Origin of the sequence: Streptomyces sp. IBSBF 3136 (assembly GCF_036815105.1) — a bacterium.
GTDB lineage: Bacteria > Actinomycetota > Actinomycetes > Streptomycetales > Streptomycetaceae > Streptomyces.
Genome location: NZ_JAJSZC010000182.1, coordinates 1 through 16,271 on the forward strand (window position 1 = coordinate 1; position 16,271 = coordinate 16,271).

At 71.8% G+C, this 16,271-nt stretch carries 14 protein-coding genes; 9 read left to right on the plus strand and 5 right to left on the minus strand.

Annotation, left to right across the window (positions count from 1 at the left end):
• Nucleotides 1-420 precede the first annotated feature (420 nt).
• Nucleotides 421-1,101, minus strand: a complete 681-nt coding sequence (locus V7E45_RS30040) for a ScbR family autoregulator-binding transcription factor (RefSeq protein WP_333777351.1) — start codon at nucleotides 1,099-1,101, stop codon at nucleotides 421-423.
• Between the two features lie 126 nt (nucleotides 1,102-1,227).
• Here V7E45_RS30040 and V7E45_RS30045 point away from each other — a divergent pair, with 126 nt between their 5' ends.
• From V7E45_RS30045 to V7E45_RS30075, 7 genes are all read left to right on the plus strand, one after another.
• Nucleotides 1,228-2,211, plus strand: a complete 984-nt coding sequence (locus V7E45_RS30045; protein ID WP_333777352.1) for a ScbA/BarX family gamma-butyrolactone biosynthesis protein — start codon at nucleotides 1,228-1,230, stop codon at nucleotides 2,209-2,211.
• Nucleotides 2,205-3,320 (plus strand): oxidoreductase, encoded by a 1,116-nt coding sequence (locus V7E45_RS30050; protein ID WP_333777353.1) that lies wholly within the window; start codon nucleotides 2,205-2,207, stop codon nucleotides 3,318-3,320. Before V7E45_RS30045 ends, V7E45_RS30050 begins: the two co-directional genes overlap by 7 nt.
• Nucleotides 3,317-3,997, plus strand: a complete 681-nt coding sequence (locus V7E45_RS30055) for an HAD family hydrolase (protein WP_333777354.1) — start codon at nucleotides 3,317-3,319, stop codon at nucleotides 3,995-3,997. Before V7E45_RS30050 ends, V7E45_RS30055 begins: the two co-directional genes overlap by 4 nt.
• A gap of 157 nt (nucleotides 3,998-4,154) precedes the next feature.
• On the plus strand, nucleotides 4,155-5,141 hold the full coding sequence (locus V7E45_RS30060) for a helix-turn-helix transcriptional regulator (RefSeq protein ID WP_319144756.1): 987 nt from the start codon (nucleotides 4,155-4,157) through the stop codon (nucleotides 5,139-5,141).
• 344 nt (nucleotides 5,142-5,485) lie between these two features.
• On the plus strand, nucleotides 5,486-6,469 hold the full coding sequence (locus V7E45_RS30065; protein WP_333777355.1) for an enolase C-terminal domain-like protein: 984 nt from the start codon (nucleotides 5,486-5,488) through the stop codon (nucleotides 6,467-6,469).
• A gap of 404 nt (nucleotides 6,470-6,873) precedes the next feature.
• Entirely contained in the window at nucleotides 6,874-8,028 is a 1,155-nt protein-coding gene (locus V7E45_RS30070; protein ID WP_333777356.1) for a LeuA family protein, read from the plus strand.
• A 92-nt stretch (nucleotides 8,029-8,120) separates the two neighbouring features.
• Complete coding sequence (locus V7E45_RS30075; protein WP_333777363.1) at nucleotides 8,121-8,846, plus strand: response regulator transcription factor; 726 nt, start codon at nucleotides 8,121-8,123, stop codon at nucleotides 8,844-8,846.
• Nucleotides 8,847-8,878: 32 nt separating this feature from the next.
• On the opposite strand, the gene V7E45_RS30080 is transcribed toward V7E45_RS30075, so the two are convergent.
• Together V7E45_RS30080 and V7E45_RS30085 are read right to left on the minus strand one after the other, a co-directional pair.
• Nucleotides 8,879-9,886: a TauD/TfdA family dioxygenase gene (locus V7E45_RS30080; protein WP_333777357.1), complete on the minus strand. Its 1,008-nt coding sequence runs from the start codon at nucleotides 9,884-9,886 to the stop codon at nucleotides 8,879-8,881.
• A gap of 113 nt (nucleotides 9,887-9,999) precedes the next feature.
• The gene (locus tag V7E45_RS30085) at nucleotides 10,000-10,839 is read right to left on the minus strand and encodes an ArsR/SmtB family transcription factor (RefSeq protein WP_333777358.1); all 840 of its coding nucleotides are present in this window, start codon (nucleotides 10,837-10,839) and stop codon (nucleotides 10,000-10,002) included.
• Between the two features lie 64 nt (nucleotides 10,840-10,903).
• Here V7E45_RS30085 and V7E45_RS30090 point away from each other — a divergent pair, with 64 nt between their 5' ends.
• Nucleotides 10,904-12,394, plus strand: a complete 1,491-nt coding sequence (locus V7E45_RS30090; RefSeq protein ID WP_333777359.1) for an MFS transporter — start codon at nucleotides 10,904-10,906, stop codon at nucleotides 12,392-12,394.
• Nucleotides 12,395-12,416: 22 nt separating this feature from the next.
• On the opposite strand, the gene V7E45_RS30095 is transcribed toward V7E45_RS30090, so the two are convergent.
• Both V7E45_RS30095 and V7E45_RS30100 read right to left on the minus strand, forming a co-directional pair.
• On the minus strand, nucleotides 12,417-13,598 hold the full coding sequence (locus tag V7E45_RS30095; RefSeq protein ID WP_333777360.1) for a pyridoxal phosphate-dependent aminotransferase: 1,182 nt from the start codon (nucleotides 13,596-13,598) through the stop codon (nucleotides 12,417-12,419).
• The gene (locus tag V7E45_RS30100; RefSeq protein WP_333777361.1) at nucleotides 13,595-14,248 is read right to left on the minus strand and encodes a cysteine hydrolase family protein; all 654 of its coding nucleotides are present in this window, start codon (nucleotides 14,246-14,248) and stop codon (nucleotides 13,595-13,597) included. The genes V7E45_RS30095 and V7E45_RS30100 overlap by 4 nt, the downstream gene beginning before the upstream one ends.
• 141 nt (nucleotides 14,249-14,389) lie before the next feature.
• Between V7E45_RS30100 and V7E45_RS30105 the strand changes: the two genes are divergently transcribed.
• Nucleotides 14,390-16,258 carry an FAD/NAD(P)-binding protein gene (locus V7E45_RS30105; protein WP_333777362.1) on the plus strand — a complete coding sequence of 623 codons (1,869 nt, stop codon included), beginning with the start codon at nucleotides 14,390-14,392 and terminating at the stop codon, nucleotides 16,256-16,258.
• Nucleotides 16,259-16,271: the final 13 nt, after the last annotated feature.

Here is a 16,271-nt window from a genome sequence, read left to right on the forward strand (position 1 = left end):
GGGTGGGGGAGCGGTGGTTCCGGAGGCCATGTGCGCCACTTCCTCGTGTGCGGTGGGGACGGGTACGTGTCGGCACACCGTAGGAAGAGGCATGTCAGGGGCACATGTGGCGAGGCAACACAGTTTGGTGGTCAGCTATGCGTGTGGACACCATGCCGGCTCACGGAAGGGCGGTTCAGGGGCTCGAAGGTGGTCGAAACGAGTGCTGTCCGAGACGCGCGATCCGGAGTGATGTGAGGGTGCGGTGCCGACTCCCGTGCTGGATCGGTGGACACGTACCATGCCGCCGGACCGGCTGATGGTTCGCAGGGCGTTCGTCCTCGACTGCGATGATCCCGAGTCGGCACACCCCCATGGGCCCCGGGGGAGCAGCCGTGGCATCCCCGGGGGCGGCTCGGGGTCGCACCGTTCAGGCCGGTCCTACGGCCGCAAGGCTGAGAAAATCAGGTCCCCGGCGTCGGACCAGCGCTGCACGAGGTCGGCGCGACGGCTCAGCCGCGCGGAGATGTGCTGGGTGCCGAAGAACGCGGAGACCAGCGTGTAGGCCGCGGCGGAGGGCGAGACCCCCTCGCGCAGCTCCCCGGCCTCCGCCGCCTCCACCAGCAGCTCCGTCAGCAGGCTGATCCAGCCGACGTACGGCTGCGGCAACAGGCCCTCCGGCAGGGGCTGCTCCATCTGCAGCCGCGCCCCGCCCTGTACGACCACGTCGTCCCGGAATGCCTCCGCGGTCTGGTCGAGCAGTTCCCTCACGGTGTCCAACGGGCCGAGCCCCTTGGCCTGGGCGGCTTCGAGGAGCACGGGCCAGCGGTGGTAGTGCGCCTCGACGACCGCGATCGTGAGCGCTTCCTTGGTGGGGTAGTGGAAGTAGACCGCCCCCTTGGTCATCCCCACGTGGTCGGCGACGTCCTTGACGGACGTCTTGCCGTACCCGCGCTCGTCGAAGAGCTGCGCGGCAGCGTCGAGGATCTGCTTGCGGGTGTGCGCGGCCCGTTCCTGCTGCAACTCCGGGCTGCGGCCATGAAGGGCGATGCTCCCCGCGCTGCGCTCGGGTACCGGGAAGGTGGCCCGGCTCTTCTTCAGTTCCATGATGTCTCCGCTCACGGCTCGTCTCCAGCCCCCCGTTGCAATATACCTTCTCGCAGGTATATTTTTTACCGAGCAGCCGGTGACCAACCACCACGCAAGGTCACTGTTTTGCGGTTCAGCCACTTTTGTAGGGGGGCAATCATGGATGACACCGTCATAGCACCCGGCGGCGCGACCGCCAGGCACTGTGCCGATGCGCATGTTCCGCGCGCTCTGGTACACAAGGCCGCGGACAGGGAAGTCCTGTTATCGGCCGTTCGTCCGCTGGGCGGGGATCGCTTCGCGGTCCTTGTGCGCTGGCCGCACGACCATCTCCTGCACCACCGCGCCGCCGACGGGACCCGGGACTCCCTGGTCGTCGTCGAGACGATGCGTCAGGCGGGGATCTGCCTCTCGCACCGCTTCCACGGTGTCCCGGCGGACCACATGTTCGTCCTGCACGGCTTCGACTTCCACCTCGACGCGCCGCTGCGCGACAGCGGCGACGGGGCCGACGTCTCCTTCCACGTCACCGTGCGCCGCGTACCCGGCAGCCCGCGACGCTTCCGTCTGACATCCGAGGCAGACCTCCTGATCGACGGCCGCACGGTGGGCCGGGCGAGCATGCGCTGGGACGCGCTCCCGCCTGCGCAGTACGCCCTCGTGCGCAGCCGCAGCGCCGCCGCGGCGGCCCCGTTCGACGTCACCGACCTCACCGTCGAGGCGCGGACCCTTTCGCCGGCCGCCGTCGGCCGCGACCACGACGACGCCGTGCTGCTCGCGAGCCTGGGTGACGCGTCGGCCGGATGGCAGCTCAGACCGGACACGGGGCACCCCGCACTCTTCGACCATGCCAGTGACCACATCCCGGGCATGGTGATCGTCGAGGGGTTCCGGCAGGCCGTCCTCGTCCGCGCCGCCCAGGACACCCCGGGCGCCTGGGCCATCGACTCCCTGCAGGCGTCGTTCCTCTCGTTCGGCGAACTCGGGCAGCCCGTCACCATCACCGCGGACCCCGAGGGCGCCGGCGCATACCTGCTCGCGGCCCGCCAGGGCACGCGCACCCTGGCCACCGCGCTGGCCGCCCGCTCCGCCGCCTCCCCGCTCGACAGCCTCCTTGCCGAGGTTGGTGCTGCCGCGTGCTGAGTGACCTGGACAAGACGCTGGTCACCGCCCGCGAGGACCGCATCGCCCTGGACGAGACGTGCCGACTCACCGACCGGCTGGCGGACTCCCTGGTGGCGAACGGATTCGCCCGGCACTTCGTGCCCGAGCGCTGGAACGGCGGCGCCGGCACCTTCACCGCACTCCTGGACGCAGTCTCCGAGTTGGCCGAGACCTGCGCGTCCACCGCCTGGTGCGCGGCGCTGTACGCGGCACACGGCAGGCTCGCCGGCTATCTCCCCGAGGCCGGACAGCGCGAGATCTGGGGCGAGGGTCCCGACGTGCGCGTGGCCGCGTCCGTCGTGCCGCCGCAAGGCAGCGCCGTCCGGGTGGACGGCGGCTGGCGGCTGACCGGCAGGTGGGCCACGGCCAGCGGTGTCGACCAGGCAGAGTGGATGCTGCTCGCCTCCTGGACCGCGCAGCACGGCGACCCTGCGGGCGAGACGCGGGAGCACCGGATCTTCGCCGTGCGGCGCTCGGAGATGAAGGTGCTGCACACCTGGCGCCCTGTGGGACTGCGCGGCACCGGCAGCAACACCGTGGAGGGCGACGTCCTGGTCCCCGACCACCTCACCTTCACGCTGAGCGACCTCGGGCGCGTTCAGCCGCACGCCGCCCGCTGCCACACCGTGCCGTTCTCCCTGGTGGCCGCCCTCATCTTCGCGGCGCCCGTGCTCGGCGCCGCCGAGGGAGCGCTGCGCACCTGGTGGGAGACGCAGACCCGGCGAGCGCGCCCCGACGGCGGCACCGCCGTACAGCCGCTGGTTCTGGCCAGGGCGTCGGCTCACATCCAGGCCGCGCGACTGCTCCTCGAGCGGGTCGCGCAGCGCGCCGACCACGCGCCCGTGACTCCCGTTCTCGTCGCCGAGAACCAGCGGGACGTCACCGTGGCCGTGGAGCTGTGCGGTACGGCCGTCGACGAGCTCTTCCGCACGGCGGGGCTGCGCGCACTGGAGGAGGACGACGCACTCCAGCGCCGCTGGCGCGACATCACCGCGGCACGCACCCACGGCACTCTCAACTTCACTGCGGCGGCGACCGGTTACGCCGACGCTCTGCTGGCGGCGCGAGCGGGGGAGGAGGTTCGATGACCCGGCGCATCGCCTTCTTCGACGTGGACGAGACCCTGCTCGCGGGCAAGACCCTGCGCGAGTTCTGGCATGTTGCCGCGCGGCTCGTGGGGGAGGGGTGGGCGCCGGGCGTCCTGCGCACCTCCGGCGCCGACCGGGAGACGCTGAACCGCGCCTACTTCGCGCATTTCGCCGGAGCGCGCCGCTCGTCGTTCGACGAGGCGGCCCGCCAGTGGTACGCCCAGTTCAGGAGCGGTCCGCACGCCTATCTGACCGAGTCCCTGGATGCCCTGCGCCGCCACCAGGGCGAGGGTGACGAGGTCGTCCTCGTGACCGGCTCGGGGGTGGCTCTGGCCCGGCCGGTCGCCGAGGACCTCGGCGTGCGCCATGTGCTGGCCACCGAGCAACTCGCCGACGCCGCCGGGGTGCTGACCGGTGAGGTCCGCCGACCGATGATCGGAGCGGCCAAGCAGGACGCCGCGGCTGCCCTCATCCGCCGGTTCGGCGTCCGTGCGCGGGACTGCTGGGCCTACGGCGACCATGAAAGCGATCTGCCGTTGCTGTCCCTGGTGGGCCATCCCGTGGTGGTCGGCGACGACCCGGTCCTCGCTGCCCGGGGCACGGCGCAGGACTGGCACTTCCTCGGCACCCGGACGGGTCCGCGCTTCGAGCGGAGTGCGCTGCTGCAAGTGAGCTGAGTCTTTCCCTCCCCGGGGGCCGAGGGCCGCCCGGGGAGGGACGTGGGAGCAAAACATACCTTCGGGAGGGTTTTTTGTTGACCAGGAGCAGAGACGACGACCCGCCATCGGCATCCCCAGCCCCGGTACACCCGTTGTAGGAAGGCAGCAGACGGACATGAGCGCACCGAGCATCGGGCCGCAGGCCCTGAGACTCTTCCAGTACGCCTCGGCCCGCAGCGACTGGACCGTCCGCAGCGCCTGCGAGCAACTCGACACCACCGTCGACGAGATCGAGCACGCCCGCCGCCAACTGATCGGCCTGGGCCTGCTCGTCGAATCGTCCGACGGCGAACCGACCGCCAAGGCCACCGCCCCCGAGGCCGCGCTGCTGCGGCTGCTCACCGCCGAGGAGGAGGCCACCGCCCGCCTGACCGACCAGATCCGCCGCACCCGCGAGCAGATCCACGCGATGCGCGACGTGTTCCTGCCGCTGCACGTCGCCCGCAGCGGCACGCTCAGTGACGAAGTGATCACCGGTGCCGACCGGATCGCGCGAGTGCTCGGCGACACCGCCGACATCGCGACCTCGGAAATCCTGAGCATGCACCCCGGTCCCGTCCGGCCGTCGGAGGTGCTCGCCGAGGGGTTGCGGCGCGACCTGCAGGTCCTGGAACGCGGTGTGACCATGCGCAGCATCCACCTGCGTCCGATGACCCGCATCGTCCACTCGATGAACCATCTGCAGGAACTGAGCTCCGCGGGCGCCCAGGTCCGGATCGCCAACATCGTGCCGTTCCGTTTCATCCTGGTCGACCGGGTGCAGGCCCTGGTGCCCGCGCTCCACACCAACGCCGGCAACGCCATGATGGTGCTGCGCGGCGAGGCCGTCACCGCCCTGCTGGTCAAGGTCTTCGAGATGTGCTGGGCCTCCTCGGTGCCCCTGGAGGACACCGGCGCCGGCAAGGAATCCGGGCTCACCTCCCAGCAGCTGTGCGTGCTGCGGCTGATGTCCACCGGACGCAAGGACGAATCCATCGCCCGTGAACTCGGCGTCTCGGTGAGGACGTTGCGTCGCGTGATGGCCGACCTCATGGCCCAGCTCGGCGTGGCGAGCCGCTTCCAGGCAGGGATCACGGCCGCGAGGACGGGACTTCTCGACTAGGGCCTGTCCGGTCGATCACGGCGCAGACGCGGAGTGTGGCACGCTCCCCCGGAGGGGGCACCCCCAGCCCCGGAGAGGGACCCCGGCGGTGTTGTCGTCGGTTGCCGACTCACCGGCACCGATCAGGCGACCTCCACCCGGCCCGCGCCGCACCGCGCCCCGCCGCGCGGCTCCGCATCCTGCCCGGGTCGCCCTGTCCGCTACCGGCCACGCCGCAGGGTGCCGCGCCTGCTGTCTGGCGGCCCACCGCTGCCGCTCACACGATGGGGTTTCGGCTGAACGCCCGCGAGTCAGGAGCCCTCGTGTTCAACCCCGCACTCCTCCGATCCCTTACGGGTACCCCGATGCAGGTCCGGTGCGCCGTCCTGCCCGCCAGGCTGTCCCCCGCAGGTGCCGAACCGGGCGCGGGCGGGTGGGCCGTACTGCGGGTGACGGTGCGCAACGCGGGCAGCACCGGACAAGGCGAGGCGGCCCTCCAGCCCGCGCTGGACACACACGCACCGGACGTCCTGCGGCACCAGTTCGCCTCCGTCAGGGACGGCCTGGAGCGGATGATCAGCCCCGCTCAACTGCCCGGACTGCTGTCGCCGGGCCCCCTGCGCAGCGCCCTGGACTCCGCCCTATGGGACTTGCTCGCCAAGCGCAGCGGACAGCGCGCGTGGGAGCTTCTGGGCATGCCTCCGCCACGACCGGTGCCCGCCGTCCGCACGGTTTCCCCGGTGGCGACCGAGCTGCTGGAGCAGGAGCTGACGGACGGTGAGGACTTCGCCTCCCTCAAGCTCAAGCTCGGCGCGGGCGGCCTCGACGACGACCTCGCCCGGCTGACGGCCGTACGCCGGCTGCGGCCCGACGCCTGGCTGATGGTCGACGCCGACGGGGCCTGGGACGCCGACCGGCTCCACGTGATGTTGCCGATCCTCCACGCCCATGGCGTACGCATGCTCGAACAGCCGCTGCCGCAGGCCCGGTCCGCGGCTCTCGCCGCACTGCCGCGCCCCTTCCCGATCATCGCGGACCTGACCTACGAGCAGAGCACCGACCTGGGGCGCCTCGGGGACCGCTACGACGGCATCAACCTCTCACTCGACGCCGTGGGCGGCCTGACGGCGGCCCTGGGAATCATGGAACAGGCCGGGCAGCGGGGCCTTGCGGTGCTGCTGGATTCGCCCCCGGCGACCGCTCTGTCCTGCGCGCCCGCGCTGCACGCGGCGCCGGGCGCCGACCACGTCACCCTGCCGCGGTGGCTGGACGCCTCCGGAGCGGGTGCTCCGACACTGCAAGGGGAGGGCGGGATGTTGGTCCCGCCCTCCCCTGCGCTGTGGGGATAGACCCTCACCCGCGGGCCGCTCCTCAACCCCAGATCAGATCGTCGCCGCTGAGGCAACGGATGGCAAAGGCAGTCGGTTCGGCCATGGAATGACGCATCAGGGATGCCCCTTCGTTCGAGAAGTCCGGACGCGTTGCGGCGCCTTCGCCAAAACTTTCGCATTCCACCTCCACCCCCCGGCAAGCGGTGGAGCTGACCCAGAAGTGACGTGGCCCGAACCGGCCATGGCCCACCGCTTTGGTGATTCCCGGCGGCTGCACGACTCATACGGGTCATGGCCCCCAGAGGCCAGCCCAACCGGCCCTCAACGGCACCGAATCCGCCTAGCCTCACCGGTGTTGCGCTGCGCGAGCAGCATCGGCCGAGGAAGAGGACACGATGTCAGTGAAAAGGGAATCACGCCGGGTGTCTATTTTCGACACCACCCTCCGCGACGGTGAGCAGGCACCCGGAAACGCGATGACCCCACGTCAGAAACTCGAAATAGCGCTGCGCATAGAAGCGCTCGGTGTGGATTACATCGAATCCGGGTTCCCCGCCTCCTCGCCCAGCGAGTTCCAGGCCACCCGGCTCATTTCCGGGAACCTGACCTCCGCGCGTTTCACCACGTTCTGCCGGGCCGTACGGTCCGACGTGGACACGGCCGTGGAGGCGGGCGGCACCGAGCGCCACCAGGTGCAGGTCATGGCCACGGGCAGCGACCTGCACCTCGCCCACAAACGCGGCATCAGCCGTGACCAGGCCGTCCACGAGGTCGCCGACACCGTCGCCCATGCCTACGCCCTCGGCGTCGAGGAGGTGTCCGTCGGCATCGAGGACGCCAGCCGTGGCGAACGGGACCTGCTGCGCGCCATCGCCCTGGGCGCCGTCGAGGCGGGGGCCGTGTGCTTCGCCGTCGCCGATACCTCCGGATGCCACCTCCCCCAGGAGTACGGGGCGCTGATCACCGAGTTCCGCTCCTGGCTCCCTGACGGGGTTCGCGTCGCCACCCACTGCCACGACGACTTCGGGCTCTCCCTCGCCAACGCCGTCGCGGGCCTGGCTGCCGGCGCCGACGAGGTGCAGGTCACGCTCGGTGGCGTCGGTGAACGCGCGGGCAACACCCCGCTCGAGGAAGTGGCCGCGCTGCTGACCTACAAGGGCGTTCTGCTCGGCCTGCACACCGACATCGACGTGGCCGGGATGTACGAGGCCTACACCGCGCTGCGCGCGGCGATCGGACTGGAGGAGCCCCGCAACAAGGCGATATTCGGCACCTACGCCTTCGGTACGGCGGCCGGCATCCACCAGCAGGGCATGCTGCGCAACCCGGCGACGTACGAGTACGTGGAGCCCGCCCGCTTCGGCCGTGAGCGGTCCCTGCTGATCGGACGGCACTCGGGCCGGGCCGTGCTGCGGCACATCCTCGACGAGCTCGGGATCGCCGTGAGCGAGGAGGACCTGGCCGGGCTCTACCGGACGCACATCGCCGAGCGCACCGGCGGCGACTGCGAGGACATCTCCGTCGTCAAGGCCCGACTGGCCCGCGAACTGACGACACGGCAGCCGGCCGCCGCCTGAGCGACGCACGGACCGGGGCCCGCCGCACGCCGGCCCCGGTCCGCCTGTGCGTGGCGCAGGCTGTCCAGTGAGAAAGGAGACAGCGCGTGGAGATGACCGTGCGCGGCAATGAGAACGGCCGCGGCCTGCTGTACGAGCCGGAGGCCGCCGACGTCAGCGTCCTGCTCGCCGACACCGATCCGGTGTCCCGGCACGTCCTGGCGGGGGCCTTGGACGGAGCCGACCGGATCAGGGTGCTGGGCACCGCCGACTGCGGCCGGCCACTGCATCGCTGGCCCTTGGACGGAGTGGACGTCGTCGTGCTCGCCGACGCCTTCCGGCCCCGGCCGGCCTCCCTCGTGCCGGACCTGGTGCACAAGGGGGTGCGCGTCGTGCTCCTCGACACGCGGTGGACGGCGCGCACCGTCGGGGACGCGCTGGCCGCGGGCTGCGCGGCGGTACTGGTCAAGGACGCCGCGATCGGACGGCTGGCGGCCGCCGTGCGGGCGGTGGCCGTCGGATACGTCGTGGTGTCGCCGGAGTTGGTGGGTTTGTGCCGGCCGGCGGGTCGCGCGACCACGACCGCTCCCGCGCGCCCGCGCGGCGACCGCTCGGTCGGCCTGCGCCTGCGCTCCCTGACCGAACGTGAGCGCGAGGTGCTCACGGTGCTCGCGGAGGGCATGTCCACACGCGAGGCGGCCCGGCGGCTGAACGTCACGCCGGCGACCGTCAAGAGCCATGTGTCGCACGCGCTGACGAAACTCTCCGTGCGCAACCGCCTGGAGGCGGTCCTGCTGATGCGCCAAGCGCTCGACGAGGACCGCCCACCCTGGTCGTGACGGCGCGGACATGGACCGGCGCGCCCGGGACGTCAGTCGCCCACGCGTCCGCGCACCCCGTCCAGCCAGCGGTCCGCGTGCCGCTCGGCGGCGGCCTCGTCGCGGAAGGCGTACGTCTTCAACAGCCAGCGCTGCCGCGCCCGCGCCGCATCGTTGATCTCCATCTTGTCGCGGCTGTGCAGCCCGTCCTGGTTGGCGAAGACGAACAGGTCACCGGTGCGGATGCGGTGACGGGTCTTGTCCGCGCGCACCAGCGCGTCCTTGAGCGCCAGCAGCGCGTCCTTCGCGGACTCGGGAGCGTCCGGCGCAGTCGTCGTGCACGTGTCCAGGTAGCGGAAGCTGTGGTGGTTCTCCAGGATCGGGTGGATCTCGGAGACGGTCAGTTCCTTGTTGTTGTCCCGCGAGAACACGTCGAACGGCGTGACGAACTGGGCCGTCCTGAGCTGTCGCTGTTCCTCGTCCGTCAGATGCGCGAGCAGGTCACGACCGTCGACGAACCCGGTGTAGACGAACTCGCCTTCGGGGCAGTACATGCCGAGCAGCGAGATGAAGTCCGCCCGAACGGGATGGGCCGTGCGGTCGTTGTGGTAGACGAGTTCGCTGTCGCTGAATCCCGTCTGCATCCCGCTGTAGCGGTTGATGGCGATGACGTCGGTGAAGAAGTCCCCGTTGAAACGGGTGGCGTAGGACAGCAGCGGAGTCCTGACCAGCTGGGCGAAGAGCTCCAGGAACGCCTCGCCGATGAACGTGTTCTTCCGCGCGTGCTTGTCCGCGACCGGGTCGTCCAGGTCCAGCAGCGGGATGTCCTCGTCCAGCGGGCAGTTGCGCAGCACGTGCGCGTCGGAGGCGCCCGTCGTCCGGTCGTGGAGGATGCGGGCACAGACGTCGGCGAAGAAGGCGGGCACCTCGCCCCGTGCGATCAGGTCGCCGACGGCACGCGAGAAGCCCTCGTAGTCCTCGTACGGGTTCTTGGCCACGGAGCGCAGCAGCGCGGTCAGTTGCTCGCGCTCGGGCCCGGACAGTTCGTAGATGGGTTCCATACCCCGAGCCTCGCCGCCGCGCCGCAGTCGCACATCGGCCTTCGGAGGAGGCTCTGTCCACCGCGTCCGCCGATGTCGTACGGCGCCTCCACCGAAGTGGAGGCCGGGCCCGCTCACCCGACCACGAGCCCCAGAGTCCGCTCCAGGCCGACGGCGCCCTCGTCCGTCAGGTGCACCACGCGCGGCGCGGCGCCCCAGCGCACCCAGCCGAGGTCGAACAGACGCGCCGTGAGGGCCGCGCCGAGCCCGCCCGCGAGGTGGTGCTGGTGCTCGCTCCAGTCGACGCAGTAGCGGACCGCAGGCCGGCGCGGTGGCAACCGGCGTGTGTCCACGCCCAGTTCGGCGAGGATCGACGGGCCCTCGTCGGAGAGTTCGTAGACGATGTCGCGGCCGTACGACGACGGCCGGTCCCGTACGGCCTCGGCGGGCCGGTGGATGCCGTCGTGGCCGGTGAGCACCCCGAGGTCGAGCAGCGACTGCATCAGGGCGACGCCCAGCCGTCCGGCCAGATGGTCGTAGCAGGTGCGGGAGCGGTGCAGGGCGTTGGTGCGACTGCTCTGCTTCAGGGACGTGATGGCCAGCGGCGGGGCGATCAGGGCGAGGGCCTCCAGCGCGGCGCTCACGTCCGGCCCGAACAGTCGGTAGTAGCGGTGCCGGCCCCGTGCCTCGACGGTGACGAACTCTCCCTCGACCAGCTTGGCGAGGTGCGCGCTGGCCGTGGCGGCGGTGATCCCCGCCTCACCGGCCAACGCGCTCGCCGGCAGGGCGCGGCCGTCGGCCAGGCACTTCAGGATGCGGGCGCGCGAGGGATCGGCGATGAGGGCCGCGGCGCGGGCGATGTCGGTCTGGTGCTTGAGCGGCGCACCGGGGTGTTCATCGGATGCGGGGCCCGGGCGCCGTGACGCGCCCGCGCCCCGGGCGGACGTCCCCGTGGTACGGCTGGTGTTCGACATGACACCACCGTACGACAACGACACTTCGTCCTGTGGCGAAGTGTCCGGCGTCGAAGCTGGTGCCATGACCACCACCGACCTCACCCCCGAAGACGGGCGGGCCGTCGCACCGCCCGCCGCTGCCGTCTCCTCGCCCGCCCCGGCCGGCCGGCCCGCCCTCTTCCTGCCCCCGCTGATCGCCCTCAGCCTCGGCTACTTCCTGGTGATGCTGGACGTCACCGTCGTCAACGTCGCCGTCCCCGAGATCCGCACCGCCCTCGACACCGGGCCCTCGGCCCTCCAGTGGATCGTCGACGGCTACAGCACCGTCTTCGCCGGGCTGCTGCTCCTGGGCGGCGGGCTCGCCGACCGGCTCGGCCACCGTCGCATGTTCCTCACCGGGCTCGGCGTCTTCACCGCGGCCTCCCTGGTCTGCGGCCTGGCCGGCGGCTCCGGCACCCTGATCGCCGGACGCCTCGCCCAGGGTGCCGGCGCCGCCCTGCTCGTGCCCGCCTCGCTCGCGCTGCTCCAGGCCACCTACCCCGACCGCGCGGTGCGGGCCCGGGCCATCGCCGTGTGGGGAGCCGTCGCGTCGATCGCGTTCGGCGCCGGGCCCGCGGTGGGCGGCCTTCTCGTCTCCGGGCTCGACTGGCGCTCCGTGTTCTGGCTGAACCTGCCGGTCGCCGCGCTCGCCGTCGCCCTGACCCTCCGCCATGTCCCGGCCACCGCCCGCAAGACGCCCGTCCGCCGCATGGACCCGGCCGGCCAGGTGCTCGGCATCGTCGGCCTCGTCGCCCTGGCCGGCGGCCTCAACGAGGCCGGCTCACACGGCTGGACCTCCCCGCTGGTCCTCGCGGCGTTCGGGACGAGCGCGGCCTGCCTGACCGCCTTCGCGCTGGTCGAACGCACCCTGGAAGCACGCGAACGGGCCGGACGCGGCCGCCGTGCGCCACTGCTGCCGCCGTCCCTGTTCCGCTCGGGCGCGTTCACCGCGACCGCCGCGATCGGCCTACTGATCAGCCTCGGCTACTACGGCATGCTCTTCCTGACGACCCTCTACTTCCAGCAGGAGCGCGGCTTCACGGTCCTGGCCACCGGCCTGGCCCTGCTGCCGTCGGTATGCATGGGGCTCGTCGCGGCCCCGCTCTTCAGCCGCCTGGCCGCCCGCACCGGCCCCTACGTCCCGATGGCCGGGGGCCTCGCCCTGGGCACCGTGGGCTTCCTCGGCTGGCTGACCGCCCGGCCGGACACCCCCTATCCCGTCCTGCTGTTCGCCCTGATCGCCACCGGGCTGGGCCAGACCATGACCGCCCTCGCCGCCACCGCCGCCATCATCGAGAGCGCCCCCGCCTCCGGCGCGGGCATCGCATCCGCCGTCTTCAACGTCGCCCGGCAGGTCGGCAGCGCCGTCGGTGTCGCCCTGTTCGGTACCCTTGCCGCCGCGGCCGGCGACTTCACCTCGGGACTGCGGCTCTCGGCGGGCATCGCGGCGGCGGCCTTCGCCACGGGCACCGTGCTGGCCCTGGGCGGGGGGGGGGGGGCCGCCGGCCGCCCCCCCCCGGCCCCCACCACGTGACCCGCGGTCCGCGCGCGGAGCGTCAGCTCCGCGCGGCCAGTGCCCGCGCCATGCGGTCCAGCGCCGTCCGCAGCACCTGCGGCGACGTCGCGAACGACAGCCGGACGAAGCCCTCGCCGCCCGCCCCGAACGCCGAACCGGGCATCACCGCCACCGCGGCCTCCCGCAGCAGCCACCGCGCGAACGACGCCGAGTCCGCGAACCCCGTGCCGCGCACGTCGGCGAAGGCGTAGAAGGCCCCGTCGGGTGGCGAACAGGACACCCCGGGCAGCGAGTTCAGCCCCCGCACGACAAGATCCCGGCGCGCCGCGTACTGGGCGGTCATCCACTCGACCGGCTCCTGCGGGCCGGTCAACGCCGCGATCCCGCCCCGTTGCACGAACGACGCCGTGCAGCCCACCGTGTGCTGCTGCACCTTCAGCAACTGCGCCATCAGATCGGTGGGCCCGGCCGCGTATCCCAGGCGCCAGCCGGTCATCGCGTACCCCTTGGAGAACCCGTTCACGGTGATCGTGCGTTCGGCGCAGCCGGGCTGCGCGGCCAGGCTGAGGTGGCGGCGGCCGTCGTAAAGGATCTTCTCGTAGATCTCGTCGGAGATCAGCAGGACGTCGTGCTCCTGCGCGAACCGGGCGATCGCGGCCGCCTCGTCGACGGTCAGCGACCGGCCCGTGGGATTGTTCGGCGAGTTGATCAGCAGCGCCTTCGTCCGCGGGGAGACGTGCCGCTTCAGCAGCTCCGCCGTGATCCGGAAGCCGTCCGCGCCGTCGAGCGCGACCTGCACGGGTCGTGCGCCGATCAGCCGCGCCATCTCCGTGTAGCTGACCCAGCTGGGCGTCGGCACGAGCAGCTCGTCACCGGGATCGAGTACCGTCACCAGCGCGGCGAACAGGGCGTGCTTCGCCGACGGCGTGACGACGATGTCGGTGGCCGCGTCCGCAACGACCCCGTTGTCCTCGGCCAGCTTCGCGGAGACCGCCCGCAGCAGCGCGGGCAGCCCGCGGCTCGGCGTGTAGTGCGTGAAGCCGTCGCGCAGCGCGCCCACCGCTTCGTCCACGACGTGGCCGGCGGTGTCGAAGTCCGGCTCACCGCCGCCCAGATCCACCACCTCCAGGCCCTGCGCCCGCATCCGCGCCACCATGTCGAAGACCGCGTACGTCGCCGACTCCTCGACCGCGTGGAAGCGGGCCGCGGCTCGCGCCGTCATGACCGGGGGCCCTGCGGCGCGGTGACGGAGACCGGCCCGGCGGGCAGCGCCTCGGCGACGGTGGTGACGGTCGAGATCCGGGACAGGATCTTCAGCGCGGCTTCGTGGATCTCGGCGTCGCCCGCGAGCGTCGCGTCCTCCAGGACCCGCACGCGGTAGTCCCGGTCATGGGCGGCCTGGGCGGTGGTGAGCACCACCAGCTCCGTGGAGACGCCGGTGAGCAGGAGCGTGTCGATGCCCGCCGTGCGCAGCAGGACCTCCAGGTTCGTGCCGTGGAACGGGCTGACACGGTGCTTGACGACCACCGGTTCCTGCGGCCGGGGTGCGAGCGCGTCGTGCACCCGCGTCGCCCACGTCCCGAGAACCAGACGGCCGTCGTCCTTCGCCTTCTCGAAGATCGGGGAACCGGCAGGCCATTCCGGATGACCGGGGGAGAAGCCGACGACGACGTAGATCACCGGTATCCGCGCGGAACGGGCCCTGCGGATCGCTTCGGCGGCCCGTGCCAGGACGCCCCGTTCACGCGCCTGCGCGCCGTAACCGTCGGCCGCGTACTTGCCGTCCGGATGGACGATCTCGTTGATGAGGTCCAGCACGAGCAGCGCCGGGCGCTCGCCCGAGCCCTGTTCCGGAGTCCCAGCCCAGTCCATTTCCTTCTCTTTCCTTCCGCTCGTGAATTGCATGAGAAACGCTCATGCAATGAATCAATGAATCAGTGTTGAACCCGGAAGCCGGAACTCCTACCTTCGGAATGCCAAAGGACGGAAATCCGATTCCCGGAAGGGGTACACATGAAGGTGGCCATAGTCGGCAGCGGTCCGCGTGGGGTGTCCGTCCTCGAACGCATGGCGGCGCGCCTCGCCGAGGAGCCCGTGCACGAGGTGGTGGAGATCCACCTCATCGACTCCCACCGGGTCGGCACCGGCCGCATCTGGCGCACGGACCAGCCACGGTGGTTCCTGATGAACACGGTCGCCGACGAGGTCTCCGCGTTCTCCGGACCACCCGACGACGGTCCCGCCAGACCGGGCGCCGGCCCGTCGCTCGCCCAGTGGTGGAGTTCTGTCGACCCGGAATACCCGGGGCCCAACAGTTACGCGCCGCGCGCCCTCCACGGACGCTATATGCGTTTTCTTCTCGACGCGATCGAAAAGAACCTTCCCGAAAAGGTCCGGCTGATTCCCGTCCACGCGACCGTGGACGCCCTCGAGCGCACCGGCGACGGATACCGGCTCACGCTTCGGGACGGTTCCGGTCTCACGGTCGACCGCGTCGTGCTGACCACCGGCCACACCACGCCCGAACTCACCGGCAACCAGCGCCGCCTCGCCGCTCACGCCGCCCGCCACCCCGGCCTGCGCCACATCGCCGGCGACAGCGCCGCAGACATGCCCCTGGACCAGATACCCGCCGGGTCGGCGGTCGGCGTCCTCGGACTCGGCCTGTCCTTCTACGACGTGATGGCCGCGCTCACCGAGGGCCGCGGAGGACACTACGACGAGGACGGCGGCCGGCTCGTCTACCGGCCCAGCGGCGGCGAACCCGTCATCGTGGCCGGCTCCCGCAGCGGTATGCCCCTGCCGGGCCGCGGCCGCAACCAGAAACACCACGACCACCGCTACCGCCACGTGCTGTTCACCACCCAACGGGTCCTGGCCCGCGGCCGCCACGGCGCGCTCTCCTTCGCCGACGACGTACTGCCATGGCTGCTCGCTGAGGTCGAACTCGTCTACTACGCCACGACGCTGACCGCCCGCGGAGAGCCGGGGAAAGCCGCCGCGTTCGAGGCGGAGGTGGTCGCCGCCGCCGAGAGCGGCGTCCCCGACGTCCCCGCGATCGCCGCCGGACACGGCCTCGGCGACGTGCCCCGCATCGACCTGAACGCCCAGGCCCGCCCCTTCGCCGGCCGGCACTTCGCCGGACCCGAGGAGTTCACCCGGGCGCTGACCGAAGCGCTCGCCGAGGACCTGGCGCATGCCGACGCCGGCAACGTCGACGACCCGCTCAAGGCCGCCCTCGACGTCATCCGCGACTCCCGCGCCGTGATCCGCTCCCTCGTCGACTTCGCCGGCCTGACCCCCGTCTCGCACCGCGAGGAGTTCCTCGGCTGGTACGTCCCGCGCAGCTCCTTCCTCGCCGCCGGGCCCCCGCGCAGGCGGCTGCGGCAGACCGATGCCCTGCTGCGCTGCGGCGTCCTGCGCGTCGTGGGCCCCGACACCCGCCTGCGCCCGCACCCTTCCGGACGCTTCAGCGTCCACTCGCCCTACGTGAGCGGCTCCGAAATCCTCGTGGACACCGTCATCGACGCCCGCGTCCCCACTCCCGACATGCGTCTCGACCCCCACCCCCTCACCCGCAGTCTGCGCGAACAGGGCATCTGGACGTCGTACGTCAACCACGGCACGGACGGAGACCGCTTCGACACCGGCGGCGTCGCCGTGACCGGCGCCCCCTTCCACCCCGTGGACCGTGCCGGCCGGCCCGACCGCGGCCTGTACGTCCTCGGCATCCCCACCGAGCACACCCGCTGGTTCATGCAGGGCGGCAGCAGCAGGCCCGGCTTCTGGACGGACTTCGTCCAGAACGCGGACGCCGTCGCCGCGGACGTCGTCGCCCCGGCCCTGACCGCCGCACCCCCGCTCCCGGCCCGCACCGGCTGACGCCCGCCAGGCA

Bases quoted from the DNA above. Each gene is read 5' to 3' on its own strand.
- V7E45_RS30085 (WP_333777358.1), bottom strand. From the start codon at position 10,839: ATGTCGAACACCAGCCGTACCACGGGGACGTCCGCCCGGGGCGCGGGC.
- V7E45_RS30100 (WP_333777361.1), bottom strand. From the start codon at position 14,248: ATGGACTGGGCTGGGACTCCGGAACAGGGCTCGGGCGAGCGCCCGGCG.
- V7E45_RS30080 (WP_333777357.1), bottom strand. From the start codon at position 9,886: ATGGAACCCATCTACGAACTGTCCGGGCCCGAGCGCGAGCAACTGACC.
- V7E45_RS30075 (WP_333777363.1), top strand. From the start codon at position 8,121: ATGACCGTGCGCGGCAATGAGAACGGCCGCGGCCTGCTGTACGAGCCG.
- V7E45_RS30065 (WP_333777355.1), top strand. From the start codon at position 5,486: ATGCAGGTCCGGTGCGCCGTCCTGCCCGCCAGGCTGTCCCCCGCAGGT.
- V7E45_RS30055 (WP_333777354.1), top strand. From the start codon at position 3,317: ATGACCCGGCGCATCGCCTTCTTCGACGTGGACGAGACCCTGCTCGCG.
- V7E45_RS30045 (WP_333777352.1), top strand. From the start codon at position 1,228: ATGGATGACACCGTCATAGCACCCGGCGGCGCGACCGCCAGGCACTGT.
- V7E45_RS30090 (WP_333777359.1), top strand. From the start codon at position 10,904: ATGACCACCACCGACCTCACCCCCGAAGACGGGCGGGCCGTCGCACCG.
- V7E45_RS30105 (WP_333777362.1), top strand. From the start codon at position 14,390: ATGAAGGTGGCCATAGTCGGCAGCGGTCCGCGTGGGGTGTCCGTCCTC.
- V7E45_RS30095 (WP_333777360.1), bottom strand. From the start codon at position 13,598: ATGACGGCGCGAGCCGCGGCCCGCTTCCACGCGGTCGAGGAGTCGGCG.
- V7E45_RS30060 (WP_319144756.1), top strand. From the start codon at position 4,155: ATGAGCGCACCGAGCATCGGGCCGCAGGCCCTGAGACTCTTCCAGTAC.